The following is a 17,159-nucleotide window of genomic DNA, read 5'->3' on the forward strand; positions in this document are numbered from 1 at the left end:
AATAATAGAGAATAGATGTTAAATAATAGACTTAAAAATGTACGATATTACGCGATTAAAAGGGCTTTAAAGTGCTTTTTACTTTTTTCTTTTGCCTTTTTACTTCAAAATTGTTACAGTTTTACAGGTTCATCATTAAGCCCAGAAACCAAAACCATTCAGATTAATGATTTTCCTAACAATGCGGCTTTAGTAAATCCAAGTTTGGCGCAACAGTTTTCTACCGATTTGCAAAATAGATTTTTGCAGCGCACCACTTTGAAGGGCACTAAAACAAACCCAGATATTTTACTAGATGGGCAAATAACAAATTACACTATTTCGCCAACCACAATTTCAACGCCAGACGCTGCAACCGGCGGGAATTTGCAAGCCGCACAAAATAAATTAACAATCACGGTGCAAGTGCACTACGAAAATCACGTGAAAGGGGAGGAATCTAAAAGTTTTGATCGTGCTTATACTGATGAAGCCGTTTTTAGTAGTGATTTGGATATTAATCAGATCGAAACAACGCAAGTGAAAGTGGTGAATGAAAGAATCATCAATAAAATTTTTAACGATATTGTAGCCAATTGGTAATGAATAATAGACTTTTAGAAATTATAAAAAACCCAGAAGCACTGGTTTCTAACGATATTGAAATTCTAGAAAAAGAAATTTTACATCATCCTTATATCCAAAGTTATCGCACATTGCAACTTTTAGCAACGCACCGTTTTAATGAAGATTTATATCCCGAAAAACTATCCGAAACTGCTGCTTATACAACAGATAAAAAGATTTTGTACCATCTCATTCACCAAAAAGAAACCGAAAAAAGCACACTTTTAACACAAAAAAATACTTTAAAACTTACTGAAGCAAAAGAGCTTAAAAGTGAAGAGGAGCAAGCAAATAATTCTAAAGTTGAAAAATTTAGTTCAACACAAGCAGAAAAGTTTCAGGAAGTAGAAATAATTTCGATTGAATCACCAAAACCAGTTTATATTGATGGAGAAATCAACAGAATTTTATTCGAAGGTGAAGAAAACTTAATGAAAGAGGAACCGGAAAGCGTAGATTTAGAAGCCAGCCAAGAATCCGGAACTTTGGTTATTGCCTCAAAAGATGGTCTTTCTGGCGAGTTTTCAGATAGTGAAAATTATGATGAAGTTTTTGAAACTAAAAATGATTTGGTTGATGACTTACAGAAGAAAGAAACAGAAAATCCTTCGGAAGAAACAACAAGAAAATTCACACCAGAAACCATCATTAATGAAGAAAAAATAGATTCTGAAACAGCCGTTTTAGAGCAATTTTCTCAATTAAGTTTTCACGGAATTGATGCCAATTTAAAGCCTGAAAATATTTTGGCTAATGATTTACATCAAGAAGAACACGATAATTCTAAAAATTTTTCCACAGAAGAAACCCGCAAATTTACCACAGAAACTATCATTAATGAAGAAAAAATAGAAACGGAAGAAGACGTGGTTGATGATCCTTCACAACTTAGTTTTCATGGCTCAAATGAATTTTTACCCAACTTTAAGATTGAAGTAAAAAAGGAAGGAATTACAAATTATAAAGCTGAAAATAAAGCGAGCAAACACGAAATAGAAATGCAAAAATTAATTGCAGAAGTGAATGCTAAAATGAAAAAATCTACTTCCAAAAATATTGAAGATGATGAAGAGTTTTTGGGAAATAATGGAATAGATTTTACCTCAATTCTGCACGACGAAACACCAAAAACTGTTGAAAAAATTGAGAAAAGTGAAATTAATAAAAACCAAGAAACTGAAATTTCCACCACTTGGAAACCAATGAATTTTGGAAATGAAGCAATAATTGCAGAAAATATTCCAATTGAAAAGTCGTCCCATTATGAGGACGAAAATATTGCTAAAACTGAAGATTTAGAAGAAAAAAAACCAGAAGATTTATCTTTAAAGCAAGATGAAAATATAAGCGTTCTTCCTACGGAAGCGGCTTCCGAACAAATTGATAATCAGGAAATAAGCAATATTCCAACTTTTATAAATACTTGGCAAAATTGGCTTAAATTAGGTTCAGAACAGCAGCCGAGAAAAGTAGATGTTAAGCAAAAAGCCATCGAAACTTTTATTGAAAAAGAGCCAAAAATTTCTAAATTAAAAGAAGAATCTAGTTTTACAGTGAAAGATAAAGGCGATAATATTTCGCATCTTATGACGGAAACTTTGGCGAATTTATATTTGGACCAAAAACTCTACGCAAAAGCGCAAAAAGCCTTTGAACTTTTGATAGAAAAAGAACCAGAAAAAGCTGAAAAATTTTCGAAAAAGTTAATCGAAATCACTGAACTACGTAAAAAAATAGTTAGATGAAACGTTAATGGTTCTTTTATGTTTTGAAATATTTTCAATGAAAATCTAAATTCTAATTTGACTTCTACATCAAGATTTTTTTTTCGCAATACAAAGTTTCAAAAAATTGTCTTCTATTTCAGAAAAATGTTTCGGTTTTGTTGGCGAAATATAGAACAACATTGCAGAAGAATTCTCGCCAAAGGCTTTTTTAAATTCAGTTTTATTTAAACGAAATGCTTCTCGTAAAAGCCGTTTTATTCGGTTTCTATCTGCTGCTTTTTTATAAAATCTTTTCGAAACAGAAACACCAAATTGCAGATTTTCGGACAGATTTTCTTTTAAAAAAATGATGCGCAAATTGCCACAAGTTTGCCATTTTCCTTTTTCAAACAGAAGGGAAATTTCTTTTTTTTGCTTTAATTTTTCCGCTTTCGGATAGCCGAATTTTTTCAATTTATTTCTTGTTTTCCTATTAAATAATTGATGACTTCTGCCGCTGCAAACAAGCCAAAAAGTGCCGGAATATAACTTATCGTGCCATAAAAAGATCGTTTATAATTTTTTCCATCGGTGAGATGCAAACTTTCTTCCTCCTGAATTTCGGTGGAAAAAACACAACGAATTCCTTTATTAATTTTCTCTTTTTTCAATCTTTTTCGCACCTGTTTTGCGAGAAAACAATGGTTGGTTTTACTAATGTCGCGCACAATTATTTTGCTTGGATCTAGTTTTCCGCCTGCGCCCATGGAACTTACAATTTTTATTTTTTTTCGTTTTGCAATTTTTAATAATTCTACTTTTGGGCTCAAACTATCAATGCAATCTACAACGTAATTAAAGTTATGATTATCAAGCAATTCAGCCATTTCTTGCGGTTCTAAAAAACGATTTATTTTTTCGATATTTAATCTTGGATTTATGTCTTTTAAACGAGCTTCCATCACATCCGCTTTATCTTTCCCGATTGTGGAATGAAGTGCCGGAAGTTGCCTGTTGATATTGGTTAAATCCACCGTATCGCCATCTACAATTGTGAGATTTCCAACTCCAGCTCTGGCTAAAAATTCTGCCGCAAAAGAACCTACACCGCCCAAACCAACTACTAAAATTTTCGCTTTTGAAAGGGCGTTGATGCCGTCTTTTGCGATTAAAAGTTCTGTGCGTTCTAGCCAATCTTTTTCCATAAAATATTAAATTAAAATTCCGATTTCTTCTAAATTTTCTTCAATTTGCAAATTTAGTTTTTCAGATGAAATATTCTTTAGTTCTGATGCTTTTTGATAAATTTCATTAATCTCAATTTCTGAAGCGTCCGTTTCTAAAAATAATTTATTTATCGGAACTTTTTTAAAAAATTCTTGCAAATCTACGTTTTGAAGGAGAGATTTACCAAAACTTAAATAAAAACCTTCGGCTAATAATTTATTACCAATTGTTTCCCGTTTGTTAAAGCCGTGAATCACCATCGGAACTGAAGCATTTTTTTTAAAGTTTGGAAGTTCTTGAAATTTTCGAACACAATGAATAATGATGGGTTTTTGTAAATCATTAGCCAAACTTATTTGCTGCTGAAAAACTTTTTTTTGCAATTCATCTGAAAACGAAATCAAAGCATCTAAACCGCATTCGCCGATTGCAACACAGTTTTTGTGCGTTGCAACAGTCATTAACCAAGAAAATTGAGCCTTAAAATCTTCTAAAATATCTTTTGGGTGAATGCCTGCGGAAAACATAAAATCGGGAATTTCTTCGCCCAAACTTAAGTTGTAAATCCCAAAATCCGAAGATTGGTGTTTGTGAAAATTAAAAAATCTCATTTATCAAAGATAAAAAAAATGAAATTTAAACAGTTGTTTGTTTATTGGCAATTTTTTATAACTTTACAAAAAGGCAATAAATGACAAAAAAATTTACTGAAAAACAGATACATATTTTAGACGTAGCAGAAGAACTGATTGCTAAAAAGGGTTTTGAGGGTACTTCTGTTCGAGATATTTGTTCAAAAGCGCAGATTAATGTAGCGATGATTTCTTATTATTTCGGATCCAAAGAAAAAATGATGTCTTATTTGTACCAATATCGGGTGCAAAGAACAAGAGAAGGTTTTTCTGAATTTTCGGAAACTATTAAAGAAGGCCGACCAGAAATGCAGATGAAGGAACTTATTAAGTTTTTAATTCGTCAACTTTTTAAATATAATTATTTCCATGGTTTTGTAACTCAGGAATTGCGCCATACAGAACATTTGAAAGATGATTTGCTGGCATTTTACCAACTTTGTGTTTCAAAATTAGAAGATGTGGTAAAAAAAGGAGTAACAAGTGGTGTTTTTACAAATATGCCAAAAGCGGAAGATATTTTAACAATTATTTTGGGTTCTTCACTTTTTGTTATTCGAAATAAAAATTTCTATGAATTGTACGTCAGAGATAGTGAAGAGGCTTATTTTAGCAATGCGGAACGCAAAGTTCAGGAAAATCTACTGACAACAATTTTTGCAGTTTTAGGTTATAATCCACAATAAAAAGTTAAAGTATCTTAAATAGAAAAGGATTGGTAAAAAAATTCTATTTTTGCAGATTGAAAGTTGGGCGAACTTTTTTCGCGCTTTTATATTAAAATTTATGAAAAAATATATCCTCGTAATTGTTGCTTTTTTTGCACTCACTGCTTGTAATAAACTTCAAGATCAAGCAATGAAAAGTGCAGATAAAGCGTTTATTTTGAAAGTTGCAAATGATAATTTTGCAAAAAAGAAATGGAAAGACGCGCTTGCTTTATATGATCGTCTTCCAAATTTGGTTGCGGGCACAGATGACGCGCCAAACGTTGTTTTTAATTCTGCTTACGCCAATTATTATGATAAAAATTATAAACTAGCGGGTCATCAATTCAAGAATTTTGCTATAAATTTTCCTGATGATCCTCGGAAAGAAGAAGCGTCTTATTTATCTGCGCTTTGTTATTATGAGGGTTCTATGGATTATAATTTAGACCAAACCAGCACAGAATTGGCAATTAATGAGTTACAAGATTTTTTAAATACTTATCCCAATTCTGAACGCTCTAAAAACATCAACCAATTAATTGATGAATTGTCTTACAAACTAGAATTTAAAGCCTACGAAAATGCACGTCAATATTTTAAAATGGCTGATTACAAAGCAGCAAACGTGACTTTTGAAAATGTTTTAAATGATTTCCCAGCGACTAAACTTAGACCAAAAATCATGGATTACATTATGAAATCTAGATATGAATTGGCGCTAAATTCTGTATTTGATTTAAAAGAAGAACGTATAGCAAATGCTTTGGCCTACACCAAAACTGTGGAAAACGAATTACCAAATACTGAATATTCTGCAGATGCAATTAAATTTCGAGAGGACTTAAATGCTGAAAAAGTAAAATTTGCAAAAATAAAAGCAGAAATTGAAGCAAAAAAAGCCGAGTTTGCCAAGAAACAAAAGGTTTCCCAAGAAAAATTGGATGCAGAAGAAACTCAAAAATCTCAGGCCAAAGCACAAATAAAAGCAGAAAGTAAGGCAAACAAAATGAGAAGAGACAGCGCAAAATTGCAAACACCAGAACCAGCAGCTACTTTTAAAATTAGAAGATAAGTTGTATCTTTGCACACTTCAAATAAAATAAAATCTTCAAAATGAGCATAAAAGATTCGCAAGCAGAATTAAGCACCATCACTTACGATAAAGATAAAATCGAGAAAAAAGTAAACTCTATCTATGAAGCCATCGTCATTATGGGTAAAAGAGCAGAGCAGATAAATGCAGAAATCCGGTCAGAATTGCACGGGAAATTAGATGAATTCGCGGTGCACAACGCCACTTTGGAAGAGGTTTTTGAAAATAGAGAGCAAATAGAAATTTCTAAGCATTACGAAAAAATGCCAAAACCAACTTCTATCGCCATCAAAGAATGGTTAGATGATGAAATTTATTTTCGCAAAACAGAAGAAAAAGAATAATATTTTTTCTTTAATAAATATCAATCCCAATAGTTTTCTTTTGGGATTTTTTTTGCGTCGTAGCTTGCGAAAATTATTAATTTCATCATCTCTTATGAACTAAGTCCATTCAAAAATCTTAATGTTAAATTTTTTGTTTTACTTCAATTAATTTTAATTTAAGTAAATTCGTCCTCAAGTTTTAAAATATGACCTCACTTAAAGGTAAAAAAATATTAATAGGAATTTGTGGTGGAATCGCCGCTTATAAGATGAATTTTCTGGTGCGAGATTTTATAAAATTGGGCGCAGAAGTTCAAATTATTTTATCGCCTTCAGCAGAAAATTTCGTTTCAAAATTAACACTTTCAACACTTTCAAGAAATCCCGTTTATTCAGAATTTTACTCAGAAAATGGCACTTGGAACAATCATGTGGAATTGGCACTTTGGGCAGATTTAATTTTGATAGCACCTTGCACGGCAAACACACTTTCCAAAATTGTAAATGGAGCTTGCGATAATTTGCTGCTCGCTGTTTATATGTCTGCAAAATCACCCGTTTTTATTGCGCCTGCGATGGATTTGGATATGTATAAGCATCCATCAACACAGCAAAATTTAGAAAAAGCAGAAGATTTTGGGCATTTTATAATTCCTGCAGAATTTGGCGAATTGGCAAGTGGGCTAGAAGGGCGAGGAAGATTAGCAGAAAACGAAAGCATTTTAAATGAAATTATTTCATTTTTTAAGGTTGAAAAAAAATTATCAGAAAAAACAGTTTTAATTACGGCCGGCCCAACTTATGAAGCCATCGATCCTGTGCGGTTTATCGGCAATCACTCGTCGGGAAAAATGGGTTTTGCTTTAGCAGAAGAAGCCGCAAAACGCGGTGCAAAAGTGATTCTTATTTCGGGGCCAACTTCGCAAAAAATTGAAAATAAGAATATAGAACTGCACCGAATTACCTCTGCAAAAGAAATGTTCGCCAAAGTTTTCGAGTATTATGAAAGTGCAGATATTGCCATTGCAAGTGCGGCGGTTGCAGATTATGCGCCAAAAGAAATAGCATCAGAAAAAATTAAAAAATCAGAAGATTTTATGACTTTAGAACTAGTGAAAAATCCGGATATTTTAAAAACGATGGGCGAGAAAAAGACGCATCAATTTTTAGTTGGTTTTGCTTTGGAAACAAATAACGAAGAACAAAACGCCAAGCAAAAATTAAATAAGAAAAATTTAGATATGATTGTTTTAAATTCTTTGCAAGATGATGGCGCAGGCTTTAAAAAAGACACCAATAAAATTAAAATAATTACTAAAAATGAAATTTTAGATTTTTCTTTAAAATCTAAGAAAGCGGTAGCCAAAGATATATTCGACTTTGCAGAAACCCAGATTTTGAAATAAAATTTTAGATTAAAGAAAATCAAATAATTTATTTCATTTTCTCGCAGATTTTACAGATACCGTAGAATAATGGTTTTAGAAAAATAGCAAATCTGTATAATCCACGCAATCTTCGAGCGTAAATTTTATCGATTATCAAAACGAAAAATCAAATAATTTCTTTATATTTCCGTTTTAAAATTTAAAAAAATAAATGAAGAAAATTGCAACGTTTTTCCTACTCATTTTCCTTTCTGTTTCATTTTCTGCGCAAGAACTATTAGCAAATGTGCAAGTGAATTACAGCCAAATTGGCGGCAGTAATGTGCAGGTTTTTAAAACTTTAGAAAAAAGTTTGCGAGATTTCATCAACAACACCAGTTGGACGGGCAAAAAATTGCAAAACTTTGAAAAAATAAAATGTAATTTTTCAATCATTATTTCAGAAAGACCAGCGAATAATTCCTTTAAAGGAAGCATCGTGGTGCAAGCCGTTCGCCCAGTTTTTGGCTCTACCTACGAAAGCCCACTTTTAAATTTAAACGACACCAATTTTTCGTTTACTTATATTGAAAATGAAAATTTAATTTTTAATGAAAGACAGTTTTCTGGTAAAAATTTGATTGACGTGATAAGTTTTTATGTTTACACTATTTTAGGATACGATGGCGATAGTTTTAAGTTTCGTGGCGGTCAAGATTATTTTTTGAAGGCGCAAAAAATTTCGCAAAACTCTCAAAATCAAAACTTTGGTGGTTGGTCTGTAGTAGAAGGACCGAGAACGAGAGCAGGATTAATAGATGGTATTTTAAATGAAAACAGCAATGTTTTGCGTAATACTTTTTACGTATATCACCGCTCCGGTTTAGATAACTTAAGCAAAATGGATCAAAGCGCGGCGAAACAAAATATTGCAAATTCACTGATGCAATTGAAAACTTATGAAAATAATTTTCAACTAAACTATCCTTTTAATTTATTTATCGATACCAAAAAAGATGAAATTTTTAATATTTTCAACACCAATAATAATGGTTCTGTGAATATGAACGACCTCAAATCTTTAATGTCCACGTTTGATCCGAAAGATATTGAAAGCAAATGGAACAAGTGGAAATAAATCCTAAAGTAAAAAGCCAAAAAATCTTTTCCTAAACCTCAACCTTAACCTCAATTTGCAGTTATAAAGAATGCTCACAAGAATTTTCATCCAAAATTTTGCTTTAATAGACCGCCTTGAAATCAATTTACACAATGGTTTACAAGTTATTACTGGCGAAACAGGCGCAGGAAAATCTATTATTTTGGGTGCACTTCGCTTAATTTTGGGTGAAAGAGCAGATTTAAAATCCATATCAAATTCAGATTCAAAAAGTATAGTTGAAGCAGAATTTAACTTAAATGATAATTTTAAAAATTATTTTGAAAACCACGATTTAGATTACGATTCTCACACCATTATTCGCCGTGAAATTTTACCAACCGGGAAATCTCGTGCTTTCATAAACGACATTCCGGTGACTTTGGATATTTTGAAAGAATTGTCGCAAAGGCTGATTGACATTCATTCCCAGTTTGAAACTTCTAATATTTTTAATGAAGATTATCAGTTTAAAATTATTGACGGACTTTCAGAAAATAAAAATTTATTGCCCAATTATCAACAACAATTTTCTGATTATTTAAAGTTAAAACGCCATTTAGAAAAACTTAAAACACAACTTGCAGAAGGAAACAAAGAAGCAGACTACAAAGATTTTCTACTTAATGAGTTATTTGAGGCAGATTTAGACCAAGTCAATTTTGAGGAATTGCAAGATCAACTCAATACGCAAGAAAATGCGGAAGAAATTTCTGAAAATTTAGCCCAAATTATTCAAAATTTTGAGGAAGAAAATTTAGGAATTTTCGCACAACTTTCTGAAGTTCGAAATAAATTAAATAAAATTTCACAACTTTCTCACCAATTCGAAAACCCGAAACAACGTCTAGAAGAAGTGTGGCTGGAACTGAAAGATTTAATTTTGGAACTGGAAGATGAAGCCGAAAACATGGATATTAACGGCGAATTATTGCAAGAATTAAACCTTAAAACCAACAAATTAAATTCTTTATTTCTAAAACACAACGTAAATTCTGTTGAAGAATTAATTGAGATTCGAAATCAGATTTCAGAAAATCAATCCCAATTTTTAGATTTAGAAAATGAAATTGCCAAAACGAATGAGGATTTAGTAAATTCTCAAAAAGATTTAGAAAAGTCTGCTAAAATTATAAGTGAAAACCGTAAAAAAATCATCCCAATTTTCATTAAAAAAATTGAAAAAATCATCAAACAATTGGGTTTAGAAAAAGCCAAGATTGAAGTAGAATTAATTCCAACTGAAACATTATCTACTTTTGGAAAAGAAAGTATTCAGATTTTATTTCAGGCGAATTCTGGTTTTCCTTTAATGCCTATTCAAAACGCAATTTCTGGTGGCGAAAGAAGTCGTGTGATGCTTTCAATTAAAAAAATAATGGCAGAAAATTCTGAATTACCAAGTTTAATTTTAGATGAAATCGACACAGGCGTTTCTGGGAAAATTGCCGAAGAAATGGGAAATGTGATGCAGGAAATGGCGAAAGATTTACAGTTAATTGTGATCACGCATCTTGCGCAAGTGGCCGCAAAAGGAAACAATAATTACAAAGTGGTGAAAGAAGATATTGCGGGCAAAACGCAATCGAATATCATTTCTTTAAACGAAGCCGAAAAATTGCAAGAAATTGCGCAATTGCTTTCTGGTAGCAAGATTACGGAAGCGGCTGTTTTGCAAGCGAAAGAATTGATAGGGTAAATTTGTAACTTTTTTTATCATTTTGCAACCAATAAACTAAATATCAAATGTTTAAAAAATTTCTCAATCTCGAAATAAAGAGTTTTTTTCGAAGCCCGCGTTTTGCGTCAGGAATTGCGATGAAAATTGCAACCGTTTTTTTAATGCTTTATTTTTCGGGAATATTAATAAGCGCTGCTTTTGGGCTGTTTTATTTTGGAATAGAAGGTGGAAAAGGTCCCATCAATTTATTTTCTAGATATTTTTTGGCTATTTTTGTTGGCGATTTGGTTTTAAAATTTCTTTGGCAGCAAATGCCTACAAATAATGTAAAGCCTTTGCTCACGCAGAATATTAAGAAAAATGTTATTACCAGATATACTTTGGTGAAAATTTTAAGTTCTTTTTTTAGTTGGGCGTTTTTGCTTTTTCTTATTCCTTTTGTGGCACTTTTGATTTTTCACGGCACTTTCCCGATTGTTTCTGTTTTCAGTTTGGTTGTTGCAGCACTTTCATTGGTTGTGATTAATACATTTATCAACATTATCATCAACAAAAATGATTATTTGATGTACGCAGTTTTTGCAGTATTGATCAGTTTTGCAGCGCTGCAATATTTTAAAATAATAGATATTTTTTCTTTTTCAGAACAGTTTTTTCTGAATTTTTATAATCTTCATTTTCTGTTTTTAATTCCTTTGGTAATTGCAATTGTTTTCGGTGTTTTAGTTTTTAAATTCATTAAAAGTAACTTGTATTTAGACAAAGGTTTAGAACTTAAAAAATCTGTTGGAAAGACAGAAAATATTGAGTTTTTAAATCAATTCGGTGCAGTTGGAACATTTTTAAATAATGATTTAAAATTGATAAAACGAAGTAAAGCCGCAAAAGGAGCCGCGTTAAGTGGTGTTTTCTTTTTGTTTTACGGTTTGTTTTTCATAAGTAGTAAAAACGTAATTCCACCTATTTTTCCTGGGATTTTTATTACTGGCGGTTTTATGATTGTTTTCGGGCAAAAAGTGCCTGCTTGGGACAGTTCTTATTATTCCTTGATGATGACGCAAAATGTGCCTTATAAAGAATATTTAAAGGCAAAATGGTGGTTGGTTGTAATTGCAACAATAATTTCTATGCTTCTTGCAACCGTTTATGGATTTTACCAAGGTTGGGAATATTACTTCGCTATTTTCGCGGCAGGTTTGTATAATTTGGGTGTGAATGCCTATGTGACGCTTTTTGCAGGTGCTTTCAACAAAAGACCAGTTGATTTGAATTCTGCAGCGAAAGGATTTTCTAACGGACAAAATAATTTTAATATTAAAAATTTCCTTTTAATTATCCCGCAATTTCTGGTTCCGATTGGTGTTTTTCTAGGCGTGAAATATTTCTTGGGTTTAACTGCAGCGGTTATTGCAATTGCGATTATTGGTTTTATTGGTTTCCTTTTACGCGATAAAATTTTTGATTTAATTGTCAAAACTTATAAAACTGAAAAATATTCAACTTTGTCTGCGTTCAAAAAATTAGATTAAACACAAAAAACTAAAATTATGATTTCTATAAAAAATATTTCAAAAGTTTACGGCGATAAAAAAGTGTTAAACATTCAAAATCTTGAAATTCCTAAAGGCGAAAGTTTTGGTTTAGTGGGAAATAATGGTGCGGGAAAAACGACGCTTTTTTCTTTGCTTTTAGATTTAATTCAGGCCAGTTCTGGTGAGATTTTAATTGATGGCGAAAATGTAGCAAAATCCGAAAACTGGAAGACCAAAGTGTCTGCTTTTGTAGATGAATCTTTTTTAATTGGTTATCTCACGCCAGAAGAATATTTTTATTTTATCGGTGAACTTCGCGGTGAAAATAAAGCCTCAGTTGACGAATTTTTAAAACAATTTTCAGATTTTTTTAATGGAGAAATTATTAATGCTGGAAAATATGTAAGAGATTTATCTAAGGGAAATCAGAAAAAAGTAGGCGTTGTTGGCGCATTAATAGGCAAACCAGAAATTATTATTTTAGATGAACCTTTTGCAAACCTTGATCCTTCCACACAAATTAAACTTAAAAATTTAATTAGAAAATGGTCGCAAGATTCTCAGGTTACATTTCTTATTTCCAGTCACGATTTAGCGCACACGACGGAAGTGAGCAATAGAATTGTCGTTTTAAACAAAGGTGAGTTGGTGAAAGATATCCAAACCAATCCAGAAACTTTGAAAGAATTGGAAAGTTTTTTCGCGGAATCGGTTGTAGTTTAGACAATTTTATTAAAAATAATTCTATATGAATCATGCAACAAGTGCATCCGCAAAATGACGAGAGATATGACAATATTTGTTGTTATTGTCAAAATTCATTTAAAAATAATAAAACAAAAGATCATATTCCATCAAAAGTTCTTTTAGACGAACCTTTTCCAGAGAATCTTCCTATTGTATTTTGTTGTTACGATTGCAACCAAAGTTTTTCCACTGATGAAGAATATTTCGCTTGTATTATTGAATATTTAGTTGCTGGAACAAAAAATATTGAAAAAATTGAAAGAAAAAAAATCAAAAATATTCTAAATCAAAAAAAATATTTAAAAAATAAAATAGAGGCAAATATTACTGAAAACAACGGTGTTTTAACTATTCATTTTGATGAATCAGTTTTGAAAAAAGTTCTTAGCAAATTAGTTTTCGGTCATATGAGTTATGAACTTTCTAATCCATACATTCAGACACCGAATTTCATCGGGTTTAATACAATCGATAATTTAAATGATTTTGAATACCAAGAGTTTATTTCGGATTCATTTGTTGATATAATACCCGAAGTTGGCACAAGAGCATCTTTAAACCATATAATTCAGAATCAAAAATTAATCTCAACTTGGAAAATAGTTCAAAAAAATAATTATCAATATAAACTTCAGATTTTAGATAATGAAACTGTTTTAAAAGTAATTATCCGCAATAAATTATATGTAATAGCCACATGGACTAATAAGACTAATTAAAAGTGTTTGTGAAAGATAGATGATTTTATGTTTAATTTAATATTGTATTAGAAAACAAAAAAAAGCGGATTAAAATTTTTAATCCGCTTTTTTTAATTTTGTCTAAACCTAAACCTAAACCTAAACCTAAACCTAAACCTACTTCAATCCACCCACCATATCTTCCGGTTTCACCCATTCATCAAACTGTTCAGCGGTTAAAAGTCCAAGATTGATGGCTTCTTCTTTTAAAGTCGTTCCGTTTTTGTGTGCTGTTTTTGCAATTTTTGCGGCATTTTCATAACCAATGTGCGTGTTCAAAGCCGTTACAAGCATTAAAGATTTGTCAACTAACTCTTTTATTCTTGGCAAATTTGGTTCAATTCCAACGGCGCAATGGTCGTTAAAAGACACACAGGCGTCGCCTAGAAGTTGCGCAGATTGTAGAAAATTGTAAGCCATTACAGGTTTAAAAACATTCAGTTCATAATTTCCTTGCGTTCCTGCGAAAGAAATCGTCACATCATTTCCTAAAACTTGTGCGCAAACCATTGTTAGTGCTTCATTTTGTGTTGGATTTACTTTTCCAGGCATAATAGAAGAACCCGGTTCATTCTCAGGAATATGAATTTCACCGATTCCAGAACGCGGTCCAGAAGCCAAAAAACGAATATCCTGCGCAATTTTATACAAAGAAACCGCCAATTGTTTCAGCGCGCCGTGCGTTTCCACAATTGCATCGTGCGCTGCTAAAGCTTCAAATTTATTTGGTGCCGTTTCGAAAGGCAAACCAGTAAAATCTGCAATATATTTCGCTACTAAAACATCATAACCTTTCGGTGTGTTCAAGCCAGTTCCAACCGCAGTTCCGCCCAGTGCGAGTTCGTGCAAATGCTCCAAAGTATTTTTTATCGCTTTCAAAGCATAATCCAATTGCGCCACATAACCAGAAAATTCTTGGCCTAAAGTGAGTGGCGTTGCGTCCATCAAATGCGTTCTACCAATTTTTACAATAGATTTGAATGCTGTTGCTTTTTCATGCAAAGTCGCGCGTAATTTTTCAACACCGGGAATTGTAGTTTCCACTACTTTTTTATAGGCTGCAATGTGCATAGCTGTTGGGAAAGTGTCGTTTGAGGATTGCGATTTATTCACATCATCATTCGGGTGAACTTCTGCTTTTTCGCCTAATTTTCCGCCAGAATTTACGTGGGATTTATTTGAAATTACTTCATTCACATTCATGTTAGATTGCGTTCCAGAGCCAGTTTGCCATATCACAAGCGGAAATTGGTCGGCTAATTTTCCTTCTAAAATTTCATCACAAACTTTTGCAATTGCATCACGCTTTTCAATGGATAAAACACCTAATTCTGCATTGGTAAAAGCCGCCGCTTTTTTCAAATACGCAAATGCTTCAATTATTTCTTTCGGCATAGAGGCTTCTTCGCCAATTTTAAAATTATTTCTGGATCGCTCGGTTTGTGCGCCCCAAAATTTATCTGCTGGCACTTGCACATCGCCCATCGTGTCGTGTTCTGTTCTTAAATTCATATTGTTTTAGTCATTGCGAGGAACGAAGCAATCTGTTGAAAAATTGCAAATCCTCCGGTTAAAGTTATTTTTTATTTTAATTATTAGGAGCAAGACGTTTGTTTATTGTTTCAAGTTTCGTCCCGCTTTCCGCTACAATCTTTTTATTTTAAAAAAAATAAAAAGGATTTCCACTTCAATCGGGGCTAAATTTCGAGGGTTTTTCTATTTTTCAACATTTTAAATTGGCGAAAAATTTCCAGCACGAATTTACACATTTCTAAAATCTAAACAAAATGATAAATTTTGCATCTAAAACTTTTGCCTAAAAGAAATTTTAAAGTATTTTTGCCTAAATTCTATTACAATGATAATGTTATCTGCTTTTTGGCCTTTTTACCAATTTTTATGGACGGTTTACTTTGTAGCAATGTTCCTAGTTGGATTTTGGTGTATTTTTATGTTTTTCGGTTTTGTTATTCCATTGTGGTTAACAGAAGGACTTTGGGAATATTTTGGAAAGTCTAAACCTTTTGATCCGGAAGAAGTTAGATTTAAAAAATTATACGAAAAAGAAGGTTACGAGGTAATTTACAACGAACCAAAAGGACACGGTCCTTATTTGCACGATTCGCACGCAGCGCATTAAAAAAGCAATTCTTCGCTATGCAAGAATTGCCACAAGCGAAACTCTATATATTAAATCCATTCAAATGTTTTGAGTGGATTTTTGTTTTACAGTAGAATATCTTTTAAAACAATTTAGTTTTGTTTTTATAAAAAAGAAATTAATTATCTTTACAAAATAATTTAAAATTATGGCAATTCTTATCCAAACATCTTCACAAGAAGAGCAATCTTTACTTGAAAGTCTTTTAAGAAAAATGAAAATTTCTTTTGAAAATACAGAGACTAATCAAAAAGTGAACGTTTCTGAACAAGAAATGCAATCAATAGAAAAAGGTTTAAATCAGGCTAAAAATGGATTGTTAAATTCCAGTGAAAATGTTCATCGTAAAGCAAAACTTTTGTGTTCCAAGTAAAATGGACAGATGAAGCCGAAGAAAAATACTTCGAGACTTTAGAATTTTGGATAGAGAACAATAAATCTACAACCTATTCTAAAAAAATAGTTAATGAGGTGATTTACACCGAATCACTTTTGAAAGATAATCCATTAATTGGACAAATTGTAGAAGGAACAAAAGATGAAGTTAGAAGGGTGTTAGTTTTATACAATTATTCTATTTTTTATAGAATCAATGAAAATATTATAGAAATAATTTCTTTTTGGGCAAATAAAATGAATCCTGAAGATTTGAAATTATAGTTTTCAAAATATTAAATCCATTCAAATTTTTTGAGTGGATTTTTGTTTTCAAAATAATTATCTTTACACAATGAAAGTAGATTTTTTAGCCATTGGCGCACATCCAGATGATGTAGAATTAGGTTGCGGCGGTACACTTGCCAAATTAATTTCAGAAGGAAAGAGCGTTGCAGTTGTAGATTTAACCCGCGGCGAACTCGGCACGCGCGGAACCGACGAAACCCGAGCGCAAGAAGCAAAAGCGGCATGTGAAATTTTAGGAATCTCTCACAGAGAAAATTTAGGAATGAAGGATGGTTTTTTAAAAAATTCTGACGAATACCAAATGCAAATCGTAAAAATTATCCGGAAATATAGACCAGATATTTTATTTTGTAACGCGATTGATGATCGGCATCCGGATCATGCGAAAGCCGCGAAATTGGTTTCTGATGCTTGTTTTCTTGCAGGATTAAAAAAAATAGAAACAGAATTGAACGGCGAAAATCAAGAAGTTTGGCGACCGAAGCAAATTTTTCATTACATTCAATGGAAACACATTACACCAGATTTTGTGTATGATATTTCTAATTTTATAGATAAAAAAATAGAAGCGTGTTTGGCTTATAAAACTCAGTTTTACGACCCAGAAAGCACAGAGCCAATTACACCAATTGCAACAAAGGATTTCTTAGAAAGTCTCACTTACAGAGCCCAAGATTTGGGTAGGTTGTCGGGTGTAGATTTCGCAGAAGGATTTACAACAGAAAAGTTATTAGCATTCAAAAATTTTGACGGAATTGTTTGTTGATTTTAAAGAAAGTGCTATATTT

19 protein-coding genes are annotated in these 17,159 nt (G+C 32.1%); 15 read left to right on the top strand and 4 right to left on the bottom strand.

Annotated elements, in window-relative coordinates:
* The first annotated feature begins 15 nt into the window (after window positions 1–15).
* Entirely contained in the window at window positions 16–582 is a 567-nt protein-coding gene (locus tag C4S29_RS06345) for an LptE family protein (RefSeq protein WP_103913300.1), read from the top strand.
* Window positions 582–2,351, top strand: a complete 1,770-nt coding sequence (locus C4S29_RS06350) for a hypothetical protein (RefSeq protein WP_103913301.1) — start codon at window positions 582–584, stop codon at window positions 2,349–2,351. Before C4S29_RS06345 ends, C4S29_RS06350 begins: the two co-directional genes overlap by 1 nt.
* A 69-nt stretch (window positions 2,352–2,420) precedes the next feature.
* On the opposite strand, the gene rnpA is transcribed toward C4S29_RS06350, so the two are convergent.
* Genes rnpA through C4S29_RS06365 form a run of 3 tightly spaced genes read right to left on the bottom strand, consistent with a single transcriptional unit; the run spans window position 2,421 to window position 4,150 of the window.
* Complete coding sequence (gene rnpA, locus C4S29_RS06355) at window positions 2,421–2,786, bottom strand: ribonuclease P protein component (RefSeq protein ID WP_103913302.1); 366 nt, start codon at window positions 2,784–2,786, stop codon at window positions 2,421–2,423.
* Complete coding sequence (locus C4S29_RS06360; protein ID WP_103913303.1) at window positions 2,783–3,517, bottom strand: tRNA threonylcarbamoyladenosine dehydratase; 735 nt, start codon at window positions 3,515–3,517, stop codon at window positions 2,783–2,785. The genes rnpA and C4S29_RS06360 overlap by 4 nt, the downstream gene beginning before the upstream one ends.
* A 6-nt stretch (window positions 3,518–3,523) precedes the next feature.
* Window positions 3,524–4,150 (bottom strand): TatD family hydrolase, encoded by a 627-nt coding sequence (locus C4S29_RS06365; RefSeq protein WP_103913304.1) that lies wholly within the window; start codon window positions 4,148–4,150, stop codon window positions 3,524–3,526.
* 80 nt (window positions 4,151–4,230) lie between these two features.
* Here C4S29_RS06365 and C4S29_RS06370 point away from each other — a divergent pair, with 80 nt between their 5' ends.
* From C4S29_RS06370 to C4S29_RS06410, 9 genes are all read left to right on the top strand, one after another.
* Window positions 4,231–4,857, top strand: a complete 627-nt coding sequence (locus C4S29_RS06370) for a TetR/AcrR family transcriptional regulator (RefSeq protein WP_103913305.1) — start codon at window positions 4,231–4,233, stop codon at window positions 4,855–4,857.
* Window positions 4,858–4,957: 100 nt separating this feature from the next.
* Window positions 4,958–5,953, top strand: coding sequence for an outer membrane protein assembly factor BamD (locus C4S29_RS06375; protein ID WP_103913306.1), 996 nt, complete (start codon window positions 4,958–4,960; stop codon window positions 5,951–5,953).
* 41 nt (window positions 5,954–5,994) lie between these two features.
* Window positions 5,995–6,318, top strand: coding sequence for a DNA-directed RNA polymerase subunit omega (locus C4S29_RS06380; protein WP_103913307.1), 324 nt, complete (start codon window positions 5,995–5,997; stop codon window positions 6,316–6,318).
* A gap of 188 nt (window positions 6,319–6,506) precedes the next feature.
* The gene (coaBC, locus tag C4S29_RS06385; protein WP_103913308.1) at window positions 6,507–7,706 is read left to right on the top strand and encodes a bifunctional phosphopantothenoylcysteine decarboxylase/phosphopantothenate--cysteine ligase CoaBC; all 1,200 of its coding nucleotides are present in this window, start codon (window positions 6,507–6,509) and stop codon (window positions 7,704–7,706) included.
* Between the two features lie 193 nt (window positions 7,707–7,899).
* A complete protein-coding gene (porD, locus tag C4S29_RS06390) occupies window positions 7,900–8,805 on the top strand; it encodes a type IX secretion system protein PorD (protein WP_103913309.1) in 906 nt (301 codons plus the stop codon).
* 70 nt (window positions 8,806–8,875) lie between these two features.
* Window positions 8,876–10,525, top strand: coding sequence for a DNA repair protein RecN (locus C4S29_RS06395; protein ID WP_103913310.1), 1,650 nt, complete (start codon window positions 8,876–8,878; stop codon window positions 10,523–10,525).
* A 47-nt stretch (window positions 10,526–10,572) separates the two neighbouring features.
* Complete coding sequence (locus C4S29_RS06400; RefSeq protein WP_103913311.1) at window positions 10,573–12,036, top strand: DUF5687 family protein; 1,464 nt, start codon at window positions 10,573–10,575, stop codon at window positions 12,034–12,036.
* Between the two features lie 18 nt (window positions 12,037–12,054).
* Entirely contained in the window at window positions 12,055–12,762 is a 708-nt protein-coding gene (locus C4S29_RS06405; protein ID WP_103913312.1) for an ABC transporter ATP-binding protein, read from the top strand.
* 32 nt (window positions 12,763–12,794) lie between these two features.
* Window positions 12,795–13,505, top strand: a complete 711-nt coding sequence (locus C4S29_RS06410) for a hypothetical protein (protein ID WP_103913313.1) — start codon at window positions 12,795–12,797, stop codon at window positions 13,503–13,505.
* Between the two features lie 138 nt (window positions 13,506–13,643).
* Here C4S29_RS06410 and fumC read toward each other — a convergent pair whose 3' ends face one another.
* A complete protein-coding gene (fumC, locus tag C4S29_RS06415) occupies window positions 13,644–15,038 on the bottom strand; it encodes a class II fumarate hydratase (RefSeq protein ID WP_103913314.1) in 1,395 nt (464 codons plus the stop codon).
* Window positions 15,039–15,384: 346 nt separating this feature from the next.
* On the opposite strand from fumC, the gene C4S29_RS06420 reads away from it, so the two are divergent.
* The 4 genes from C4S29_RS06420 (at window position 15,385) to bshB1 (ending at window position 17,137) form a co-directional block, all read left to right on the top strand.
* Window positions 15,385–15,666 (top strand): hypothetical protein, encoded by a 282-nt coding sequence (locus C4S29_RS06420; protein ID WP_103913315.1) that lies wholly within the window; start codon window positions 15,385–15,387, stop codon window positions 15,664–15,666.
* 169 nt (window positions 15,667–15,835) lie between these two features.
* Entirely contained in the window at window positions 15,836–16,060 is a 225-nt protein-coding gene (locus C4S29_RS06425; protein ID WP_103913316.1) for a hypothetical protein, read from the top strand.
* Window positions 16,048–16,347, top strand: a complete 300-nt coding sequence (locus tag C4S29_RS06430; RefSeq protein WP_103913317.1) for a type II toxin-antitoxin system RelE/ParE family toxin — start codon at window positions 16,048–16,050, stop codon at window positions 16,345–16,347. Before C4S29_RS06425 ends, C4S29_RS06430 begins: the two co-directional genes overlap by 13 nt.
* 70 nt (window positions 16,348–16,417) lie before the next feature.
* On the top strand, window positions 16,418–17,137 hold the full coding sequence (gene bshB1, locus C4S29_RS06435; protein ID WP_103913318.1) for a bacillithiol biosynthesis deacetylase BshB1: 720 nt from the start codon (window positions 16,418–16,420) through the stop codon (window positions 17,135–17,137).
* Window positions 17,138–17,159 lie beyond the last annotated feature (22 nt).

It is taken from the genome of Halpernia humi, assembly GCF_900108025.1.
GTDB lineage: Bacteria > Bacteroidota > Bacteroidia > Flavobacteriales > Weeksellaceae > Halpernia > Halpernia humi.